The sequence below is a fragment of the Nocardioides sp. genome, assembly GCF_050699375.1.
GTDB lineage: Bacteria > Actinomycetota > Actinomycetes > Propionibacteriales > Nocardioidaceae > Nocardioides.
Window position 1 is genome coordinate 1 of the sequence record NZ_JBOHDN010000134.1, and the last position, 17,599, is coordinate 17,599.

Below are 17,599 nucleotides of genomic sequence, written 5' to 3' on the forward strand. Positions count from 1 at the left end.
GGCGTACGTCTGAATCAGGCGCACGCCGGCCCCGCGGCGTACGCGCTCAGGACTGAGATGACTTCGTAACAACGGGGTGATCCGCGTACTCTGAGGCTCGTGAACGACGCCTTCCCCTCCCTCGAGCAGCTGCACGCCATCGGAGCCCTTCAGCAGCCGACCTATGCCGACCCGGTCGCCCTGGCCGCGGCGGTCGAGAAGCTGAGGAACCAGCCGCCGCTCGTCTTTGCGGGGGAGTGCGACCAGCTCAAGAGCTCGATCGCCGCCGCCGGCCGCGGTGAGGCGTTCATCCTGCAGGGCGGTGACTGCGCCGAGGTGTTCGCTGAGGCGACCGCCGACAACACCCGCAACAAGCTGCGGGTGCTGCTGCAGATGGCCGTCGTGCTGACGTACGCCGCCTCCGTCCCGGTCATCAAGATCGGCCGTCTCGCGGGGCAGTACGCCAAGCCGCGCTCCTCCGACATGGAGACTCGCGACGGCGTGACCCTGCCCGCCTACCGCGGCGACGCGGTCAACGGCTTCGAGTTCACCCCCGAGTCCCGCATCCCCGACCCGCAGCGGCTGCTGGACGTCTACCACGCCTCGTCCTCGACGCTGAACCTCGTGCGCGCCTTCACCACCGGTGGCTACGCCGACCTGCGCCAGGTGCACACCTGGAACTCCGAGTTCGTGCGCAACTCGCCCGTGGGCGCGAAGTACGAGGCGATGGGCTCCGAGATCGAGCGCGCGATCGCGTTCATGGAGGCCATCGGCGCCGACCCGGAGGAGTTCCACCGGGTCGACTTCTACTCCTCCCACGAGGCCCTGCTGATGGAGTACGAGCACGCGATGACGCGCATCGACTCCCGCACCGAGACGCCCTACAACGTCTCGGGCCACTTCGTCTGGATCGGTGAGCGCACCCGCCAGCTCGACGGCGCCCACGTGGAGTACTTCCGCCACCTCAACAACCCGATCGGCTGCAAGCTCGGTCCCACCGCGACCCCCGACGACGCGCTCGCGCTGGCCGCCAAGCTCAACCCGAAGAACGAGGAGGGCCGGCTCACCTTCATCACCCGCTTCGGTGCGGGGAAGGTGCGCGACGGTCTGCCCGGTCTGGTCGAGAAGATCACCGCCGAGGGCGTCAAGGTCACCTGGATCAGCGACCCGATGCACGGCAACACCTTCTCCACCTCCAACGGCTACAAGACCCGCCGCTTCGAGGACGTGCTCGACGAGGTCCAGGGCTTCTTCGACGTCCACCACGCCCTCGGCACCGTCCCCGGCGGCATCCTGGTGGAGAACACCGGCGACGACGTCACCGAGATCATCGGCGGCGGCGAGGAGCTCGACGAGGCCGGTCTCGTGCACCGCTACGAGTCCGTCGTCGACCCGCGCCTCAACCGTGTCCAGTCGCTCGAGATGGCCTTTCAGGTCGCAGAGATGCTCCGGTCCCGCTGAGCGCCGCCCCGGGCCACTTCGTTCAGACCTGCACTGGGACGACGCTCAGTCGTCCTGGGCCGCCCACGCGAGCTGCATGATCTCGTCGCCGTCGTGGAGGGTGCTGCGGTTGCTGGTGTCGGTGAAGCCGGTGCGTTCGTAGAGTCGCTGGGCGCGGCGGTTGTCGGTGCGGGTCCACACGCTGAGGCCCTCCCAGCCGCGTGCCTGGAGGTCGCGGATCATCTCGGTGCCGACGTGCGAGCCCCACACCGCGGGGTCGACGAAGACCATGGAGATGTGGCCGAACCCGGGCAGGGGTACGCCGTCGACGAGGTAGGTCTCGGCCAGCAGCATGCCTGCGGGGCGGGCGCCGTAGTGGGCCAGCAGCGCCAGCTCGGCCGCGCCGAGGTTCTCGCGCACCCGCCGGACCCTGGCCTCGGTGGCGGTTCGGCGGCGGGCGGCGTTGGCTGCCCGCCAGATCTCGACGGCCTGGCTGCGCTGCTCGTCGTTGCCGATCTCGGCGACGATGATCCTCGGCATAGGCGGGCCGGGGCCTACAGCGTCATCAGCCAGATGCCGAGCACCAGCAGCAGGATCATGAAGATGGCACCCACCCACAGCAGGACCACCCAGGTCGACGGGTTGTCCTCGCCCTCGGAGGCCATCAGCGAGGAGACGTACTCCTGCTGGACGTCGTAGTCCTGCGCGTCCTCACCGGCATAGTCCTGATCGCTCGGATATCCGAAGCCGGGCTGCCAGACACCGGCGTCGTCGGTGGCGTACGCCTCCTCGGTGGCATAGCCGCTCGCGTAGGCCGGCTCGGCGTCGTAGGTCTGCTCCGGCTGCGCCTCCTCGGGCGGTGCCCAGTGGCGGGCACGCCCGTTCCTCGACTCCTGGACGAGCATGCCCGAGGGCTGCACGAACGGCTGGTACGTCGCCTCGGCCGTGGTCTCGGAGACCGGGTCGGTCTCGGGCGCGATCTCAGCGGCGGAGACGGGATCGGGACTCGGCTCGGGGGCTGTCTCGGAGACCGGCTCAGGCTCGGGAACGGGCTCCGGAGGGGGCCCGGGGGTGGGGCCTGGCTCGGGAACGGGCTCCGGAGGGGGCCCAGGCGTGGGCCCTGGCTCGGGAACGGGCTCCGGAGGGGGCCCGGGCGTGGGACCGGGCTCCGGAACGGGCACGGGCTCGGGGTCCGGGTCCGGGATGGGTGAGGGCTCCGGGGACGGGATCACGGCGTCCTCGTCGGTCGGTGCGGACACCGTGCCGGTGTCGGGGGCGTCCTCGGCCCAAGAGGCAGCCGGGACCGATTCGTCGGCAGGTGCCTGTGCCGGCGGCGGAGCGGTAGGCGGGGGAGCGGTGGGAGGAGCGAACGCCGGACGGATCACGGTGGCCTCGCCAGGTTCGTCCTGGGTGTCGAGCTGCTCGTCGACCTCGGGCGGGCGGCGGATCGAGGTGCGCTCGGTGGGCTCCGCGCTTCGCGCGATTACTCCCTCGCTCGGCGCGAGCGGACGAGCAAGCTCGCCGCTCGACCTCGCTCCGGTCGTCTCGTCCTGGGGCGCCTCGGCAGCCATCGACTCGGCGGGGCCGGGGTGGTCGTGGTCGCCGTAGGCGCTGATCCGGGGCAGGCTCAGTGAGGTCTGCTCCGCGTCGGGCACGTCGTCCTCGGGAGTCTCCGGCGCGACCGTCTCGACCGGTTGCCGTCGTGCGGTGGACCCGTTCGGCTCGTCGGTCTCGGGTGTGACGTCGTCGTTCGCAGCTGTGGACACGGGTCGTGCCCCTTCCTCTACGTCGGTGGAGCCGGCCTCGGGCGCCTGGTCGGGGACGCGCTCGGCGGACCCGGTCGCGGGGGACACCTCGGCCTCGGGCACCGTGGCGATCGCGAGACCACAGATCGGGCAGGTCGGTTGGCCGGAGAGCCGGTAACCGCACTGTGCGCAGCTGGTCATGCCACCCCCATGGCGTCGAAGATCACTCCCGTGCAGTCCCAAGACTAGGTCACATGCCTGAGCGCCTGCGCCGATGCCCGAAGATCGCGCAGCAGCGGGAGATCGGCGTTGTCCGCCTCACGCGAGCCCGGCGTCTCCAGGACGAAGGGCACACCCTCGGTCGCCGGATGCGCGAAGAGCTCCTCGAAGGCTGTCGTGCCGATGTGGCCGCGACCGATCTGCTCGTGCCGGTCGAGATGCTTGCCGCGTACGTCCTTGGAGTCGTTGGCGTGGATCAGCCGAAGCCGCCCGGGGCCGCCGATCTCGACGATCCGGTCGACACAGGCGGTGGCGCCACCGGGGTCGTCCAAGGGCTCGCCGGCGGCGAAGACATGGCAGGTGTCCAGGCAGATCCCCGCCTTGGGATGGAAGTCGACGGCCCCCAGGTAGGCGGGAAGGTCCTCGACCCCCGCGCACAGCGAACGTCCCTGACCGGCGGTCGGCTCCAGGAGCAGCCAGGGCGCGTCCTCGGCCTCGATGTCGTCGAGCACGGGCAGCAGCGCCTCGCGCACCTGCTTCATCGCGGCCGCGTACTTCTCGCTCGAGTCGCCCTCGGGCGAGACGAAGGAGCCGGTGTGGATGACCACTCCCTCGGCGCCGATGTCGGCGGCACGCCGGAGGTTGTGAGCGACGAGAGCGGCGGACTTCTCGTACGTCGCGGGTGTCGGCGAGCCGAGGTTGACCAGGTAGGGGGCGTGGATGAACGCGCGCATCCCGCGTCGCTCGAGCTCGGCCCGGAACGCCTTGTCCTCGGCCGGCTTCCCGGCCGAGAGCGCCCAGCCTCGTGGGTTGCCGACGAAGATCTGCAGCGTCTCGCCGCCGACCGCGTCGGTGTTGGCGAGAGCTCCCGTGACCAGGCCTTTTCCGACCTGTACGTGGGTGCCGATCGGGTTCCGAGCCGCGGAGGCAGCGTGTGAAGTCAAGGTCAGTTCAGCCAGATCGTGATCTCGGAGCCGGCCGGCGCCTCGCCGGAGGCGGGCTCCTGCCGGGTCACGAAGTTGAGCCCGAGCGAGAACTCGTCCCGCTCCTCCCTGACCGTGAACCCGGCTGCCTCGAGGGTCTGCCTGGCGGCGTCCTTGCTGCTGCCGACGACGTTGGGGACCGGCACCGCGGCCGGGCCCTTGGCGACCACGAGGGTCACGGTCTCGCCCTTGGGGAGGGTGCCGGAGCTGGGGTTCTGGCTGAGCACGGTGCCGGGCTGGACCTCCTGGCTCTCCTCCTCCTGGATCTCGACCTTCAGGCCGTCACCCTCGAGAGAGTTCTTGGCCCGGTCGGCGCTGCGGCCGGTCCAGTCGACGATGTCGACCGGCGCGGGACCCTTGCTGATCACCAGCACCACGGCCTTGCCCGGTCGCACCATCGTGCCGGCGCGCGGCTGGGAGTTGATGACGTGGCCCTCTCGGACGTCGTCGTTGAACCTCTCGATCGGGTCGCCCACGGTGAGCCCGAGGTCCTGGATCGCGTCCTGGGCGTCGTCGGCGAGCATGCCCTTGACCTTGGGCACCGAATACTCCTCGATGCCCTTGCTGACGCTGATCTCGACCGTCGAGCCGGGCAGTGACTTGTCGCCACGGCCAGGGTCGGAGTCGATCACCGTGCCCTTCTTGACGGTGTCGGAGAACTCGGTGTTGGCCGAGACGTCGAAGCCGGCGTTCTGCAGCTCGGTGGTGGCCTCTGCCTTGGTCATGCCGGCCACCGCGGGCACCCGCTCGTAGCGGCCGTCGGTGAACCACCACAGCCCGGCGGCCACGAGCGCTACGGCGACCACGGCGGCGCCGACGGCGAGCGGGCCCTTCCATCTGCCCGGCATGCCCCCGCGCTGCTTGGGCTGTGTGGGGGTCGGGGCGATGCGTACGTTCTCCTCCGGCTCGGCCAGGGAGAGCCGGGTGCCGGCGGGAAGGCCGGTGCCCGGAGGTGGGCCGGCGGGGCCCGGGGGACGACCCGGTGGGTGACTGTTGGGGCCCGTGGAGAGCGCGGGGAGCACGGCGGTCGACTCGGTGCCGGCCTCGTCGTGTGCCGACGCCGGGGAGTCCGGGCCGGCGGCCTCGGCCAGCTCGGCGGCAGCCGCTCCGGTGACGGCCCCGGCCGTGGTCGGCAGCGCCAGATCGGCGGTGAGGTCGGGGTCGTCGAAGATGCCCGAGGACAGGGTCGCCATGACGCGGTTGACCATGCGCAGGAGCACCCCGGCGTCGGCCGGGCGAAGCTCGGGGTCGCGTGCGGTCGCGCGGGCGACCAGGGCGTCGACGTAACGGGGGATCCCGGGCGCGGCCCTCGACGGCGGCGGGATGTCCTCGTGCACGTGCTTGTAGGCGATGTCGACGGGGCTGGGGCCGCTGTGCGGCTTGCGTCCGGTGAGCAGCTCGTAGAGGACGACTCCGGCGGCGTAAACATCCGTACGCGGCCCGGACCTGGACTCGGTGACGAGCTCGGGCGCCAGGTAGGAGACGGTGCCGACCAGGGTGCCGGTGGTGGCGTCGTTGGAGTTGTTGTTCATCACCCGGGCAAGGCCGAAGTCGGCGACCTTGACCCGCTGCGAGATCGAGGCAGCGCCGGTGGTGATGAGGACGTTCTCCGGCTTGATGTCGCGGTGCACGATCCCGATCGCGTGGGCCGCGGTCATCGCGCTCAGGATCGGCTCGATGTAGGCCAGCGCCTTCGCCGCGCCCAGCGGCGCCTGCGAGGCGATCGTGTCGCGCAGGGTGTGGCCATCGATGTACTCCATCGCGAGGAAGGCGACGCCGTCGTCCTCGTCCTGGTCGTAGACGGCGACCACGTTGGGGTGGGAGAGCTTCGCGGCAGACCTGGCCTCGCTCACGAAGCGCTCGCCGAAGTTGCCCTCCTCATCGAGGTCCTGATGCATGACCTTGACGGCGACGATGCGGTCCAGCCGCATGTCGTGGGCGACGTAGACCGTCGCCATCCCGCCCTTGGCAACCTTCTCGACGATCCGGTAACGCGCTCCCAGGGCCTTGCCCAAAAGAGGGTCGGAAGCGGTAGCCGAGCCTCCGCCGTAGCGCCCACCGACGCTGTCGCGGGGGTCCGCTTCACTAGCCACGCGTTCCTCCTGTCTCCGGTTGGAGAAGTATTCCGGACCGGGCAATGGTACGGACCAGCGGGTCCCACTCACGACTTTCCGGCACACCTACCCTGGCCGGTAATGTGATCGTTATGAGCGAGCGTCAGCGAGTGACCGTGGGCCTCAGGCCGCCATTTCCGTATTCTGGCGCTTGCGCTATTGGGGTGGCGGGATGAGCGATGTGACGTTGGCAGAGCAGGATCTGGGTGTCCTGGTCGAAGAGTGGATCGACTGGGCTTCGGCCGCCTCGCAGCTCGGAGTGACCGTGGGGAAGGTGCGTACGATGATCCGCGAGCACGAGCTCGCGGCGGCGGTGCCTCCGGGCGTGAAGGGCCAGCGCATCCCGGCCCTGTTCATCCAGGACGGACTGCCGGTCAAGGGGCTCGGCGGGTTGCTGCACGTGCTCCACGACGGCCGCTACGACGACCGCGAGATCATCGCCTGGCTCTTCCTCGACGACGACCTTCCCGGCCGGCCGATCGACGCGCTTCGGGAGAACCGTGGTTCGGAGGTCAAGCGCCGGGCCCAGGCGATGGCACTCTAGGCCCGCCCTGATCCGTCACATTCTCGGGAGACGACGTACGTGAAGCTCAACTCGGTCCTCGCAGCGGTGCTGACCGCGCTGCTCATGACGCTGTTCGCCGGATGCGGCACCGATCCGGGGGACGGCGGGGACCCGGGCGGCGGCGGGACCGACCCGGGGAGCGGGTTGGCGTGGATCGCGGAGTCCGACCTCCCGCCCGAGGGGGTGGAGACGCTCGAGCTGATCGACGCCGGCGGACCGTTCCCGTATCCGGACAAGGACGGCACCACCTTCGGCAACCGTGAGGGCATCCTGCCGGAGGAATCCTCCGGCTACTACGCGGAATACACCGTCCCCACGCCAGGATCGGACGACCGTGGCGCGCGGCGTATCGTCACTGGTGAGGGTGGAGAGTTCTACTACACCGAGGACCACTACGAGTCGTTCTCACGGATCGACCGGGGGTAATGGAATGAGCGTGGCGGAATGAGTGGGCTGGCGGGGCTTCTCGCGGGGAAGGTCGATCCCGGCGTCTACCGCTGGCACACCGAGCTGGCCGCGGCGGACCTCTCCGAGTCGGTCGCCGCCGCGGGCTGGTCGCTGGCGCAGGTCTCCGACGTCGTCGAGACCAAGGACGAGGTGCTCGGGGCCATCGGCACCGCGCTCGGCTTCCCGTCCCACTTCGGTCGCAACCTGGACGCGCTGTGGGACTGCCTGCGCGACGTCTCCGCCCCCACGGTGCTGCTGTGGGAGACGTGGGGCGCGGTGGCGTACGCATCGCCGGAGGTCTTCGCCAAGGTGCTCCGCGTGCTGCGAGACCGGGCCGCCGAGATCTCCGAGGACCGGCCCGCGTTCACCGTGCTGCTGCGCGGGGACGGCCCGGAAGTCGCCGTGGCCGACCTGGGCTGAGGCCGCCTCGACCTCCCGACGTGGGAGTCCTGAAGTCACCCAGTGACACCGGAGTTCCCACGTCGTCTACGTGATTCGGTCCGGATCACCCGACGTTGACCGTGCGGGTGGGGTAGCCGCTGGCCCCGTCGGGGGCAGGTGGTGCCTCCTGGGCGGTCTGCGGGGTGCCGGTGCGGTCGGTGGCCCGGGCCTGGATCCGGTGCTCGCCCTCGGTGGCGTCCCAGCGGTAGGTCCACTGGCGCCAGGTGTCGATGCTGTCCTCGGTCGCGAGGGTGGCGGGCTCCCAGGGGCCGTCGTCGACGCGTACCTCGACCTTGCTCACCCCACGGTGCTGCGCCCAGGCGACGCCGGCGACGGTCCGCTCGCCCGCCATCACGTCCTCGCCGGGGATGTCGATGCGGCACTCGGTCTTGATCGGGCCCTCCGCGGACCAGCCCCGGTCGGTCCAGTAGGCACGGAAGTCGTCGAAGCGGGTGACCTCGAGCTCGGTGAGCCACTTGGTGGCCGAGACGTAGCCGTAGAGACCGGGGACGACCATGCGTACGGGGAAGCCGTGCTCCCGCGTCAGCGGCTCGCCGTTCTGGGCGATGGCGAGCAGCGAGTCGCGACCGTCGGTGAGCGCCTCGAGGGGCGTGCCGATGGTGATCCCGTCGGCGCCGGTGGACTTGACCGCGTCGGCGTCGGGGTCGAGGCCGGCGCGCTTGAGGACGTCGCGGATGCGTACGCCGGTCCAGGTCGCGTTGCCGATCAGGTCGCCGCCGACCGTGTTGGAGACGCAGGCGATGGTGACGCGACGCTCGTAGAGGGGCATCGCGAGCAGGTCCTCGTAGGTCAGCTCGACCGGGTTGTCGACCAGCCCGTGGATCTTGAGGCGGTAGTCGGCGACGTCGAGGCGAGGGGTGAGCAGGGCGATGTCGATCCGGTAGAAGTCGTCGACCGGGGTCAGGTAGGGCGTGAGCCCGTCGATGCGGAGCGCGGCCCCTTCCGGGAGCGGCGCGGCGGGGGAGACGGTCGCCGGGATCGCCACCGTCGGCGCTGGGAGGCGGCGGGAGGTGATCACCCGTGCTCCGACCCCGCCGGCCGCGCCGACCGCCGTCATCGCCGAGGCGGTGACCAGAAACCTGCGCCGGTCGAACCCCGTCGGCGCGACCGCCTCGCCGGCAGCCGTCGGCGACGGGCTGGGCGTGGGCCCGGCGGCCCGGGCTTCGCGGGTGAGATGGACGAGGGCCAGCGAGCCGATGAGGAGGCCGGCCAGAAGGGCGAGTACGCCGCCGGTGCCGTTGCCCGCACGATCGGCGAGGAGGGCCGCGATGTCGACGGCCCCGAGGACCAGCAGCGTCGCGACGCCGAGGACCAGGCGGCGTACGGCCAGGGCGCCCGCGACGGCGAGGAGGGCCAGCGTCACCAGCGCGACACAAGCCAGCAGGATCGGCTTGTCGGCGGTGCCGAAGGTGGCGACCGCCGCCTCCTTGAGCCAGCGCGGGGTGAGGTCGATGACACGGTCACCGAGCGCGAGCAGGGGAGAGGCGCCGCGGACCAGGGCCGCGATCAGCTCGGCGATGCCGAGACCGAGCACGCCCGCCGCGATGCCCGCGACCGGGCCGCTCGGGATGCCTGCCGCCGGAGGGAGGCCCGAGGCGCGCTGCTCGGGGAGGGTGCGGGATGTCATGCTGTGGATTCGTAGCCGCTGGATGGTCGGATGGGACCAATCCTCTCACTCGTCGGTGGCGAACCATGGTCGACCAGCTGTGGAGGGGAGTGCGCGTGCCGCGAGCGTTGCGGGTCGTGGGTGAGGGATCGCCGCCGGAGACGGATCCGGCGGCGCTGCTGGCCGCGGTCGCCGGGGGTGACCTGGACGAGTTCGAGAGGTTCTACGACGTCCTGGCCCCGCTCGTCTACGGCGTGGCCAGGCGAGTGGTGCGGGACCCTTCGCGTGCCGAGGAGGTGACCCAGGAGGTGTTCGTCGAGGTGTGGCGCCAGGCGGCCCGGTTCGATGCCTCACGAGGCTCGGTGCGGACCTGGGTGCTGACGATCGCACACCGGCGGGCCGTGGACACGGTGCGCTCCTCGGAGGCGTCTCGTGTCCGGGACGAGCATGTCGCCCGGCGCGAACCGGTGGAGGTCGCCGGCCCGGAGGAGGCGGTCGTCCTGGCCTCCGAGCACGAGGGCGTACGTCGCTGCCTGGAGTCGCTCACCCCGCTCCAGTCGCAGGCCGTGCGGCTGGCCTACTACCAGGGGTTCACCTATCGCGAGGTCGCCGAGATGCTCGGGCGGCCGCTGCCGACGGTGAAGTCGCGGATGCGGGACGGTCTGATCCGGCTTCGGGACTGCCTGGCCGAAGCGGAGACCGAGGAAGATCGAGGAGGGGTACGCGATGGCTCCTGATGTGCACGGCCTGGTCGGCCCCTATCTCCTCAACGCCCTGGATCCCGTCGAGCGCTCCGACGTCGAGGCGCACCTGGCCACCTGCGCCGACTGTCGCGAGGAGGTCGACTCGCTGCGCCCGACCACTGCGTCGCTGGCGGAGGAGGTCGCCCGGACACCTCCTGCTTCCCTGCGCGCCAGCGTGCGGCGTACGGCTTCCGAGACGCCGCAGCTGCCGCCGGTCGTCGACGCCGCCCGCCGGACTCGTCGCCGCTGGATCCTCGGCGCCGTGGCCGCTGCCGCCGCGGTGATCATCGGGGCGGGAGTGACGGTCGGTGTGGTCGTACGCGACGACGACCCGCCCGCCATGACCGCCGCGCAGGTCATCTCCGCCCCCGACGCGCGGATGCACAAGCAGGAGACCTCCGACGGCGAGCTCATGGTCGCGATGTCCCACGACATGCACATGGTCGCAGTCGACACGGCGCACCTGGACCGCCCCACCGGCATGACCTACCAGGTCTGGTGGCACACCCAGGCCGGCATGGAGTCCGCCGGCGTCCTCGACGACCAGATGGCCGTCGCCATCCCCATGGCCGACGGCGACCTCATGGTGACCATGGAGCCCATGGGCGGCTCCGACAGTCCATCGGACAAGGTCCTCTTCCAGATGCCCTCCGGGAGCCTCTGACACTGCGGCGTCTCGGCGTCAGACGGTGCGCTGGGTGGCCGCTGTGGCCAGGGCGCGGAGGACGCCGGCGGCGCGGGGGTCGATGGTGCCGGCGGACTTGGCGCGGTCGAGGGCGGTGAGGCCCTGGTCGGCGAGCTCGGTGATGGTCTTCTCGACCTGCTGCTCGGCGCCGGAGGAGGCGATGACCGTACGCAGGCGGGTGACCTCGTCCACGCTCAGCTGTTGGCCCAGGGCGCGGTCGAGGAGCTCGGCGTCCGGGGCGGCCGATCCCGTCAGTGCCAGGGCGATCAGGACGGTGCGCTTGCCCTCGACGAGATCGTCACCGGCGGGCTTGCCGGTGACCGAGGGGTCGCCGAAGACGCCGAGGAGGTCATCGCGGAGCTGGAAGGCCTCGCCGACGGGGAGGCCGTAGGCCGAGAGGGCCTCGATCTGCTCGCCGGAGGCGCCGGCCAGGGCGGCGCCGACGTGGAGCGGGCGCTCGACGGAGTATTTCGCGGCCTTGTAGCGGACCACCTTCATGGCGGCCTCGACGTCCGCGGCGCCGCGCGCCTGGACGGTGATGTCGAGGAACTGGCCGGCGACGACCTCGCTGCGGGTGTGGTCGAAGACCCCGAGCGCGGCGGCGGTCTCGGCGGCCCCGAACCCAGCCGTACGCAGCAGCTCGTCGGACCAGGTCAGCAGCAGGTCCCCGAGGAGCACCGCGGCGGCATCGCCGTAGGCGCGGGACCGGCCCGGCCAACCCGCGGCGGAGTGGTCGGCCTCGAAGGCGCGGTGGGCGGCCGGTGCGCCGCGCCGGGTGTCGGAGTCGTCGATGACGTCGTCGTGGACCAGTGCGGAGGCCTGGAGCAGCTCGAGCGCGGCAGCGGCGCGTACGAGCGACTCCTCCTCGGTCACCGAGGGAGACGGGCGGACGGACAGGAAGCCCCAGTAGCAGAACGCGGCCCGCAGCCGCTTGCCTCCGGAGGTGGACTCGCGGGCCCGTCGCAGCAGTGGCTCGACCTCGTCGCCCAGCGGAGCCAACCGCTCGGTCTGTGCCTCGAGGAAGGCGTGCAGAGCCTCCTGGACGCGGCGGCGGAATTCATCGGCGTCCCACGTTTCATTCACTCTACGAGCCTAGGCCACCTAGAGGTCTCGCCGGCCGGCCAGGCCTGCTGCGCGTCACGATCCGCGCGCCCTGGCGGCGTTGCCACCGCTCACCGGCCAACCCCGGGCCGCCTCGCGTCGGCGCCTTGCCAGGACACACGTCTCGCGTCGCTCGCTACGGCCTCGCCAGCCGGCGAGACCTCTAAGATGGCCCGATGGTGACTGGACGTGGACGCTCCCTCGCGGAGCTGATCAGACAAGGCGAACGTTCGTTCTCATTCGAGTTCTTCCCACCGAAGGACGAGGCCGGCGAGGAGCAGCTTTGGAATGCCGTACGTGCCCTGGAGCCCTACCGCCCGACCTTCGTGAGCGTCACCTACGGCGCCGGCGGCTCCACCCGTGACAAGACCGTGGCGATCACCGGGCGCATCGCCGCCGAGACCGAGCTGCTGCCTGTCGCCCACCTGACCTGCGTCGGCCACACCCGCGACGAGGTCGCCGGGATCCTGGACGCCTACGCGGGCCAGGGTGTCGCCCATGTGATGGCGCTGCGCGGCGACCCTGCCGAGGGCCCACGCGCCGAGTGGATCCCGACCGACGACGGCCTCGACTACGCCGTTGATGTCGTGAAGCTGGCCAAGGAGCGCGGTGACTTCCGAATCGGCGTCGCCGCCTTCCCGGAGGGCCACCCGGGCGCCGAGTCGATCGAGGCCGACGCCGACGTGCTGGTCGCCAAGGCGAGGGCCGGCGCGGAGTTCGCGGTCACCCAGATGTTCTTCCGGGCCGAGGACTACTTCGGACTCGTCGACCGGGTCCGCGCTCGCGGCGTCGACCTCCCGATCCTGCCCGGGATCATGCCGATCCTGAACCTCGCCGCCATCCGCCGCCAGAGCGAGCTCATCGGCGCCGAGGTCCCCGACGAGGTCGTCGAGCGCATCACCGCGGCGGGCCCGGACCCCGCCGACATCCGTGCCGAGGGCATCGCCGCGGCCGCCGAGCTGTGCGAGGAGCTCCTCGACGGAGGCGCGCCCGGGCTGCACTTCTACACCCTCAACCGCTCCAAGGCGACGCTGGAGATCTTCGCCAAGCTCAACGTCACGGTGTAACGCGGAGCCCCTGGTCGAGCCTGTCGAGACCTTTTGAGCGGCGAGGTCCCGACAAGCCCGTCCCCGGTTCGCCGAGTCGGCTCGAACTGACCACAGATCACGCCGAGTCGGCTCGTCATGACGAGCCGACTCGGCATTGGTTCTGGTCAGGATGTGCCGATTCGGCGGAGGGGTGCGGGGGTCAGGCGGGGCCGATGGACTGGGCGACGAGGGCGGCGGAGAGGCCGGTGAAGGGGAGGCCCGAGCCTGGTGTGGCGTGGGCTCCGGCCGCGTACACGTTCTCGATCGGGGTCCTCGGCCCGAGACGCTGGAAGACGGTGTCGCGCCCCGCCCACTTCACCCCGAGCGGCGACCCGCGCCAGCGGCGTACGAGCTCGGCGGCGCCCAGGTCGACGCGGTGGACGACGTGCTCGCGGAGGTCGATCTTGTGGCGGGCCAGGGCGAGCAGGACGTCCTCCATCAGCTTGCCGTAGGAGTGGACCGTCCAGGCGTGCCGTCCCTCGGGTGCCTGCCCGCGGGTGCGTACGACCAGGGTCGGCTCACCGTGGAGGACCAGCTCGTCGGGGAGGTCGGTGAGGTGGTCCGGCAGCGAGCCGAGGCCGAGGTGGAAGGTCAACGGCGGGATCGCCGGCAGCGTACGGTCCACCAGCGGCCGCAGGGCCGGCAGGGAGCGCGGGTCGAACGCGACCACCACCGCTCCGTCCGGGCCGAGGTCGATCTCGTCCGCGGTGGTCCGCACCGCGACCGCCCGGCCGCCGCGTACGACGATGTCCTCCACCCTGGTCGCGGTCCGCACCGTGACCCGGCGCGTGGCCATCCGGTCGGCGAGCACCTCGGCGACCACGCCCATCCCGCCGTCGACCCGCCAGGAACCGAACCGCTGCTCGAGGTAGGCGGTGAGCCCCGCCCAGGCAGGTACGTCGCGGAGCTGCTGCCCCGCGGCCACGAACGGGTGACCCGCGACCAGCCGCAGCCGCTCGTCCTTGAACGTCTTGCGCAGCCGCTTGTGGAGGGTCTCGCGGGACCGGAGCCGCGCCGCGACGGCGGACGGGAGCGCCGCCGGCTCCCAGGGCACCTCGAAGTAGTGCTGGCGTAGCACCTCCCAGTCCTCGCCGAACCGCGCGACGTAGTCGGCCCACTGCTCGCCCAGGCCCGCGCCCAGCTTGTCGAAGGCCGCCACCTGAGCGCCCCGGGTGCCGCCGGGCACCGCGACCGAGGTCTTGTCGGCGAACCGGTGCTCGCGGACGACGTCGAGGGGCACCAGCTCGAGCTCGCGCTCGGCCGGCCGCCCGGACTTGCGGAACAGGTCGCGCATCACCGCGGGCAGCAGGGTCGAGGTCGCCGAGGCGTCCCAGGTGAAGCCCTCCTCGCGAACCGGCACCAGGGCGCCGCCGAGCTCGCCGGAGGCCTCCAGCAGGGTCACCGAGTGGCCGATCTTGGCCAGTCGTGCGGCGCTGGCCAGGCCGGCGTACCCGCCCCCGAGGACGACGACGCCGGTCACTGGACGGGGTAGGGCTTGGTGGTGCCGTCCGAGGACGGACCTGACGGGCCAGATCGGTCTGACGGGCCGCTCCCGTGTCTCCTGCGCCGGGTCAGCCTGCGCCAGCCACCACGTACGGCTCGGATGATGAGGTAGACCAGCACCAGTCCGGCCACCAGCAGGGCGGCGGCGACCCCGGCCGCGGCCAGGGGGTGCTCGGTCGCGAACCAGACCACACCCAGGACGAGACCGTCCTCGGCGAGGCTGACCACGGAGTTGGAGACCGGCTCGGGGGAGGAGTTGACCGCCAGGCGCTCGCTCGCCTTGACCAGGTGGGACATCAGCGCCGACGTACCGCCCACGACGCCGCCCACGGCCTCGTTGAGCGAGTCGGCCTCACCGGCGAGCAGGACGCCTATCACGGCACCGATCGTCGGGCGGATCACCGTGGAGATCGAGTCCCAGGTCGAGTCGATGTAGGGCACCTTGTCGGCGACGAACTCGATGGCGTACATCAGCCCCGCCGCGGCCAGCACCGGCCAGGTGCCGAGCACGTCGGGGATCGCCTCGGCGCCCGACGTACGCTGCACCACGCCGAGCACCAGCACGACCAGGTAGGCGTTGATGCCACTGGCCCAGCCGCTGGAGAACGTCAGCGCGAGAGATTCCATGTGCCATATCTTGGCCTACGCGTGCGTCGAGCAGCGCTATCCGATCCCGTATTTATCCCGGTTGTGCTCCGTACGGCAGAATGGGCTGGTCGAAGAAGCCCCCATGCGCAAGGAGACCGGATGACCATGACGACACCCGACGAGAACGAAGGTGTGGTCGTGGGCGAGGACGCGGAGGATGCCATCGAGGTGGCAGCGCTCGCGGCCGAGCCCGTTCCGCGCGAGATGACGTGGGCCGTGCGGCTGGTCATCGGCCTGATCGCCTTCAGCGCGGTCGTCGTCGTGGTGATGGTGCTGCGCTCGGATGACCTGGTGCGCGCTTGGGCAGAGGGCAACCCCTCGGCCAAGCGCATCCTGGAGACCGAGGGCCTAGACGCCCTGATCAACCCGCCCACCGACAACCGGGTCAGCGCGCCCGCCTTCATCGCACCCGCGATCACCCTGTTCGGCGTGATGGCCGTGATGATGGGGGTGCTCACCGTCTTCCTCCGCAACGGGTTCGAGTGGGCCCGCATCGTGATCAGCTTCCTGGTCTTCATCTCCGCGGTGGCCAGCGTCGGGGGCATCCTCACCGGCCCGCCGGTGATCATCAGCGTGCTCACGTGGATCGCGATCGTCCTCGCCGCGGCGCTGCTGGTCGTGATGTGGTTGCCGGCGAACACGCGCTACATCCACCCTCCGCACCGGATTCGCGGCGCCGTCGCCGAGGACTGAACCCGGCTTCGCACGCGGCCTCTCGGCCTCGACACGCCCCGCCCTCGAAACGTCTTGTGACTGTCGGTGGCGGGGTGTAGTTTGATCTCGTGTTCGAACAGATGTTCGAACAAACAGGCTCTGGCGGGCGTCGTCCTCGACCCCCGACGCCCGCCGGAGCCGTCCATTGCGGGGTCGACCTGATGGAGAAGGACGACCCGATGCATCTGCTGCCGGCGACGACGCACAACTACCTCTTCCGCGCCACCGAGTCGCTCTCGGAGGCCATCACCGCCGATGACGCGCCGAGCAGGTACGCCATGGCCCATGTCGCCGCCCTGCAGGCCGCGGCGGCGCTGATCGCAGCCCGCACCGACCCCGTCGAGGCCGCGAGCAGGGCCGGCCGTCGCCGCCCCTGGAATGCCTGGGTCCGGCTGAAGAAGCTCGCCCCCGAGCTCTCCGAGTGGGCCGACTTCTTCGCTGCCGGGGCCGCCAAGCGGGCCGCCGCGGAAGCCGGCTCGATCCGGGCGGTCACCACCGAGGAAGCCGACGACCAGGTACGCGACGCCGACCGCTTCCTCGCCGTCGTCGAGGAGTCCCTGGGCCTGATGGCGCACACCTCCCACGTCGCCAGGCTTCGGCACGACCGCCTCGTGGGCTGATTCAGGTGATGCGTACACAGGGCCTACCCTTGGGCGCATGGCAGCTGGCTCCGCATCAACCAGTCGTCGGGCAGGCGCCCGGACCGTCGCCGTCTGGGACGCGCTCGACCAGGTTCTGGCGGTCCCAGACGCCGGCACGCTCGACGTCCTCGACATCGGCGGTGGCACCGGCACCTCAGCGGTACGCATCGCCGGGCTGGGTCACAACGTCACCGTCGTCGACCCCAGCCCCGACGCGCTCGCCGCACTCGACCGCCGTGCCCGCGAAGCCGGCGTCTCCGTCGACGCGCTCCAAGGCGACCTGTCCGCACTCTCCGACGTCGCCGACCCGGCAGGCGCCGACCTCGTGCTCTGTCACGGCGTCCTCGAGGTCGTCCCCGACCCCGCGGCGGCACTGGCGGGGATCCGCGACGTGCTCCGCTCCGGCGGCACTCTCAGCCTGCTCGTCGCACAGCGCACCGCCGCCGTCCTCTCCCGTGCTCTGGGCGGTCAGTTCGCCCAGGCAGCCGAGCTCATCGACGACACCGCTCCGCAGGGGCGTTCAGGTCGTCGCTTCTCGCTCGAGGAGGTCACTGGGCTTCTGGATGCTGCGGGGTTCGCGGTTCGCGACGTTCGGGGGGTGCGGGTCTTCGTCGATCATGTTCCTGGGTCGCTGCTTGATCTTGACTCTGGGGCTGGGGCGGCGCTCGTTGATCTCGAGCAGCGGGCTTCTACGCGGGCTGACTATCTGCCGTTGGCTTCTCAGGTGCATTTGCTGGCTTCGCTTTCCTAGGCGCTCGCTTCGCTTCGCTTTTCGCTCGCTTCGCTTCGCTTTCGGCTCGCTTCGCTTTGCGCACGGCCGCCGACGCGGCGCAAAGGTCCCACCTCCGCTAGCGCTCCGGCGGGACATTTGCGCCGAGTCAGCGCTTGTTCAGGCCCTCGGAGGATCGGGGTGACC

The 17,599-nt window shown here is 71.0% G+C and carries 18 protein-coding genes; 10 read left to right on the forward strand and 8 right to left on the reverse strand.

Translation table 11 applies throughout. The features are described from left to right. The first annotated feature begins 99 nt into the window (after positions 1-99). On the forward strand, positions 100-1,440 hold the full coding sequence (locus tag ACRDPS_RS09790) for a class II 3-deoxy-7-phosphoheptulonate synthase (protein ID WP_431501441.1): 1,341 nt from the start codon (positions 100-102) through the stop codon (positions 1,438-1,440). A 45-nt stretch (positions 1,441-1,485) separates the two neighbouring features. Here ACRDPS_RS09790 and ACRDPS_RS09795 read toward each other — a convergent pair whose 3' ends face one another. From ACRDPS_RS09795 to pknB, 4 genes are read right to left on the reverse strand one after another with little or no spacing between them, the layout of a single operon-like run. Continuing rightward, positions 1,486-1,959: a GNAT family N-acetyltransferase gene (locus ACRDPS_RS09795; protein ID WP_431501442.1), complete on the reverse strand. Its 474-nt coding sequence runs from the start codon at positions 1,957-1,959 to the stop codon at positions 1,486-1,488. 14 nt (positions 1,960-1,973) lie between these two features. Next, the gene (locus tag ACRDPS_RS09800) at positions 1,974-3,365 is read right to left on the reverse strand and encodes a hypothetical protein (RefSeq protein WP_431501443.1); all 1,392 of its coding nucleotides are present in this window, start codon (positions 3,363-3,365) and stop codon (positions 1,974-1,976) included. Positions 3,366-3,409: 44 nt separating this feature from the next. Then, positions 3,410-4,327 carry a deoxyribonuclease IV gene (locus ACRDPS_RS09805; protein ID WP_431501444.1) on the reverse strand — a complete coding sequence of 306 codons (918 nt, stop codon included), beginning with the start codon at positions 4,325-4,327 and terminating at the stop codon, positions 3,410-3,412. A gap of 2 nt (positions 4,328-4,329) precedes the next feature. Continuing rightward, positions 4,330-6,459, reverse strand: a complete 2,130-nt coding sequence (pknB, locus tag ACRDPS_RS09810; protein ID WP_431501445.1) for a Stk1 family PASTA domain-containing Ser/Thr kinase — start codon at positions 6,457-6,459, stop codon at positions 4,330-4,332. A gap of 193 nt (positions 6,460-6,652) precedes the next feature. On the opposite strand from pknB, the gene ACRDPS_RS09815 reads away from it, so the two are divergent. The 3 genes from ACRDPS_RS09815 to ACRDPS_RS09825 are packed head-to-tail and all read left to right on the forward strand — an operon-like array spanning position 6,653 to position 7,912. After that, positions 6,653-7,024 (forward strand): Rv2175c family DNA-binding protein, encoded by a 372-nt coding sequence (locus ACRDPS_RS09815; protein WP_431501446.1) that lies wholly within the window; start codon positions 6,653-6,655, stop codon positions 7,022-7,024. Positions 7,025-7,063: 39 nt separating this feature from the next. Further along, on the forward strand, positions 7,064-7,471 hold the full coding sequence (locus tag ACRDPS_RS09820; RefSeq protein WP_431501447.1) for a ribonuclease domain-containing protein: 408 nt from the start codon (positions 7,064-7,066) through the stop codon (positions 7,469-7,471). A gap of 18 nt (positions 7,472-7,489) precedes the next feature. Continuing rightward, entirely contained in the window at positions 7,490-7,912 is a 423-nt protein-coding gene (locus ACRDPS_RS09825) for a barstar family protein (RefSeq protein ID WP_431501448.1), read from the forward strand. 85 nt (positions 7,913-7,997) lie between these two features. On the opposite strand, the gene ACRDPS_RS09830 is transcribed toward ACRDPS_RS09825, so the two are convergent. Then, positions 7,998-9,581, reverse strand: coding sequence for a molybdopterin-dependent oxidoreductase (locus tag ACRDPS_RS09830; RefSeq protein WP_431501449.1), 1,584 nt, complete (start codon positions 9,579-9,581; stop codon positions 7,998-8,000). A 65-nt stretch (positions 9,582-9,646) separates the two neighbouring features. On the opposite strand from ACRDPS_RS09830, the gene sigK reads away from it, so the two are divergent. Both sigK and ACRDPS_RS09840 read left to right on the forward strand, forming a co-directional pair. Further along, a complete protein-coding gene (gene sigK, locus ACRDPS_RS09835; RefSeq protein WP_431501450.1) occupies positions 9,647-10,297 on the forward strand; it encodes an ECF RNA polymerase sigma factor SigK in 651 nt (216 codons plus the stop codon). Next, complete coding sequence (locus ACRDPS_RS09840) at positions 10,287-10,967, forward strand: anti-sigma factor domain-containing protein (protein WP_431501451.1); 681 nt, start codon at positions 10,287-10,289, stop codon at positions 10,965-10,967. Before sigK ends, ACRDPS_RS09840 begins: the two co-directional genes overlap by 11 nt. An 18-nt stretch (positions 10,968-10,985) precedes the next feature. On the opposite strand, the gene ACRDPS_RS09845 is transcribed toward ACRDPS_RS09840, so the two are convergent. After that, the gene (locus ACRDPS_RS09845; RefSeq protein WP_431501452.1) at positions 10,986-12,071 is read right to left on the reverse strand and encodes a polyprenyl synthetase family protein; all 1,086 of its coding nucleotides are present in this window, start codon (positions 12,069-12,071) and stop codon (positions 10,986-10,988) included. Positions 12,072-12,265: 194 nt separating this feature from the next. On the opposite strand from ACRDPS_RS09845, the gene metF reads away from it, so the two are divergent. Beyond that, positions 12,266-13,156: a methylenetetrahydrofolate reductase [NAD(P)H] gene (gene metF, locus ACRDPS_RS09850; RefSeq protein WP_431501453.1), complete on the forward strand. Its 891-nt coding sequence runs from the start codon at positions 12,266-12,268 to the stop codon at positions 13,154-13,156. A gap of 181 nt (positions 13,157-13,337) precedes the next feature. On the opposite strand, the gene ACRDPS_RS09855 is transcribed toward metF, so the two are convergent. Both ACRDPS_RS09855 and ACRDPS_RS09860 read right to left on the reverse strand, forming a co-directional pair. After that, positions 13,338-14,657 (reverse strand): phytoene desaturase family protein, encoded by a 1,320-nt coding sequence (locus ACRDPS_RS09855; RefSeq protein ID WP_431501454.1) that lies wholly within the window; start codon positions 14,655-14,657, stop codon positions 13,338-13,340. Continuing rightward, positions 14,654-15,307 carry a DUF4126 domain-containing protein gene (locus tag ACRDPS_RS09860; protein WP_431501455.1) on the reverse strand — a complete coding sequence of 218 codons (654 nt, stop codon included), beginning with the start codon at positions 15,305-15,307 and terminating at the stop codon, positions 14,654-14,656. Before ACRDPS_RS09860 ends, ACRDPS_RS09855 begins: the two co-directional genes overlap by 4 nt. A 120-nt stretch (positions 15,308-15,427) precedes the next feature. On the opposite strand from ACRDPS_RS09860, the gene ACRDPS_RS09865 reads away from it, so the two are divergent. From ACRDPS_RS09865 to ACRDPS_RS09875, 3 genes are all read left to right on the forward strand, one after another. Beyond that, positions 15,428-16,021, forward strand: coding sequence for a hypothetical protein (locus tag ACRDPS_RS09865; protein WP_431501456.1), 594 nt, complete (start codon positions 15,428-15,430; stop codon positions 16,019-16,021). 182 nt (positions 16,022-16,203) lie between these two features. Then, a complete protein-coding gene (locus ACRDPS_RS09870; protein WP_431501457.1) occupies positions 16,204-16,662 on the forward strand; it encodes an SAV_6107 family HEPN domain-containing protein in 459 nt (152 codons plus the stop codon). A gap of 37 nt (positions 16,663-16,699) precedes the next feature. Next, complete coding sequence (locus ACRDPS_RS09875) at positions 16,700-17,434, forward strand: methyltransferase domain-containing protein (protein ID WP_431501458.1); 735 nt, start codon at positions 16,700-16,702, stop codon at positions 17,432-17,434. The last annotated feature ends 165 nt before the right edge of the window (positions 17,435-17,599 follow it).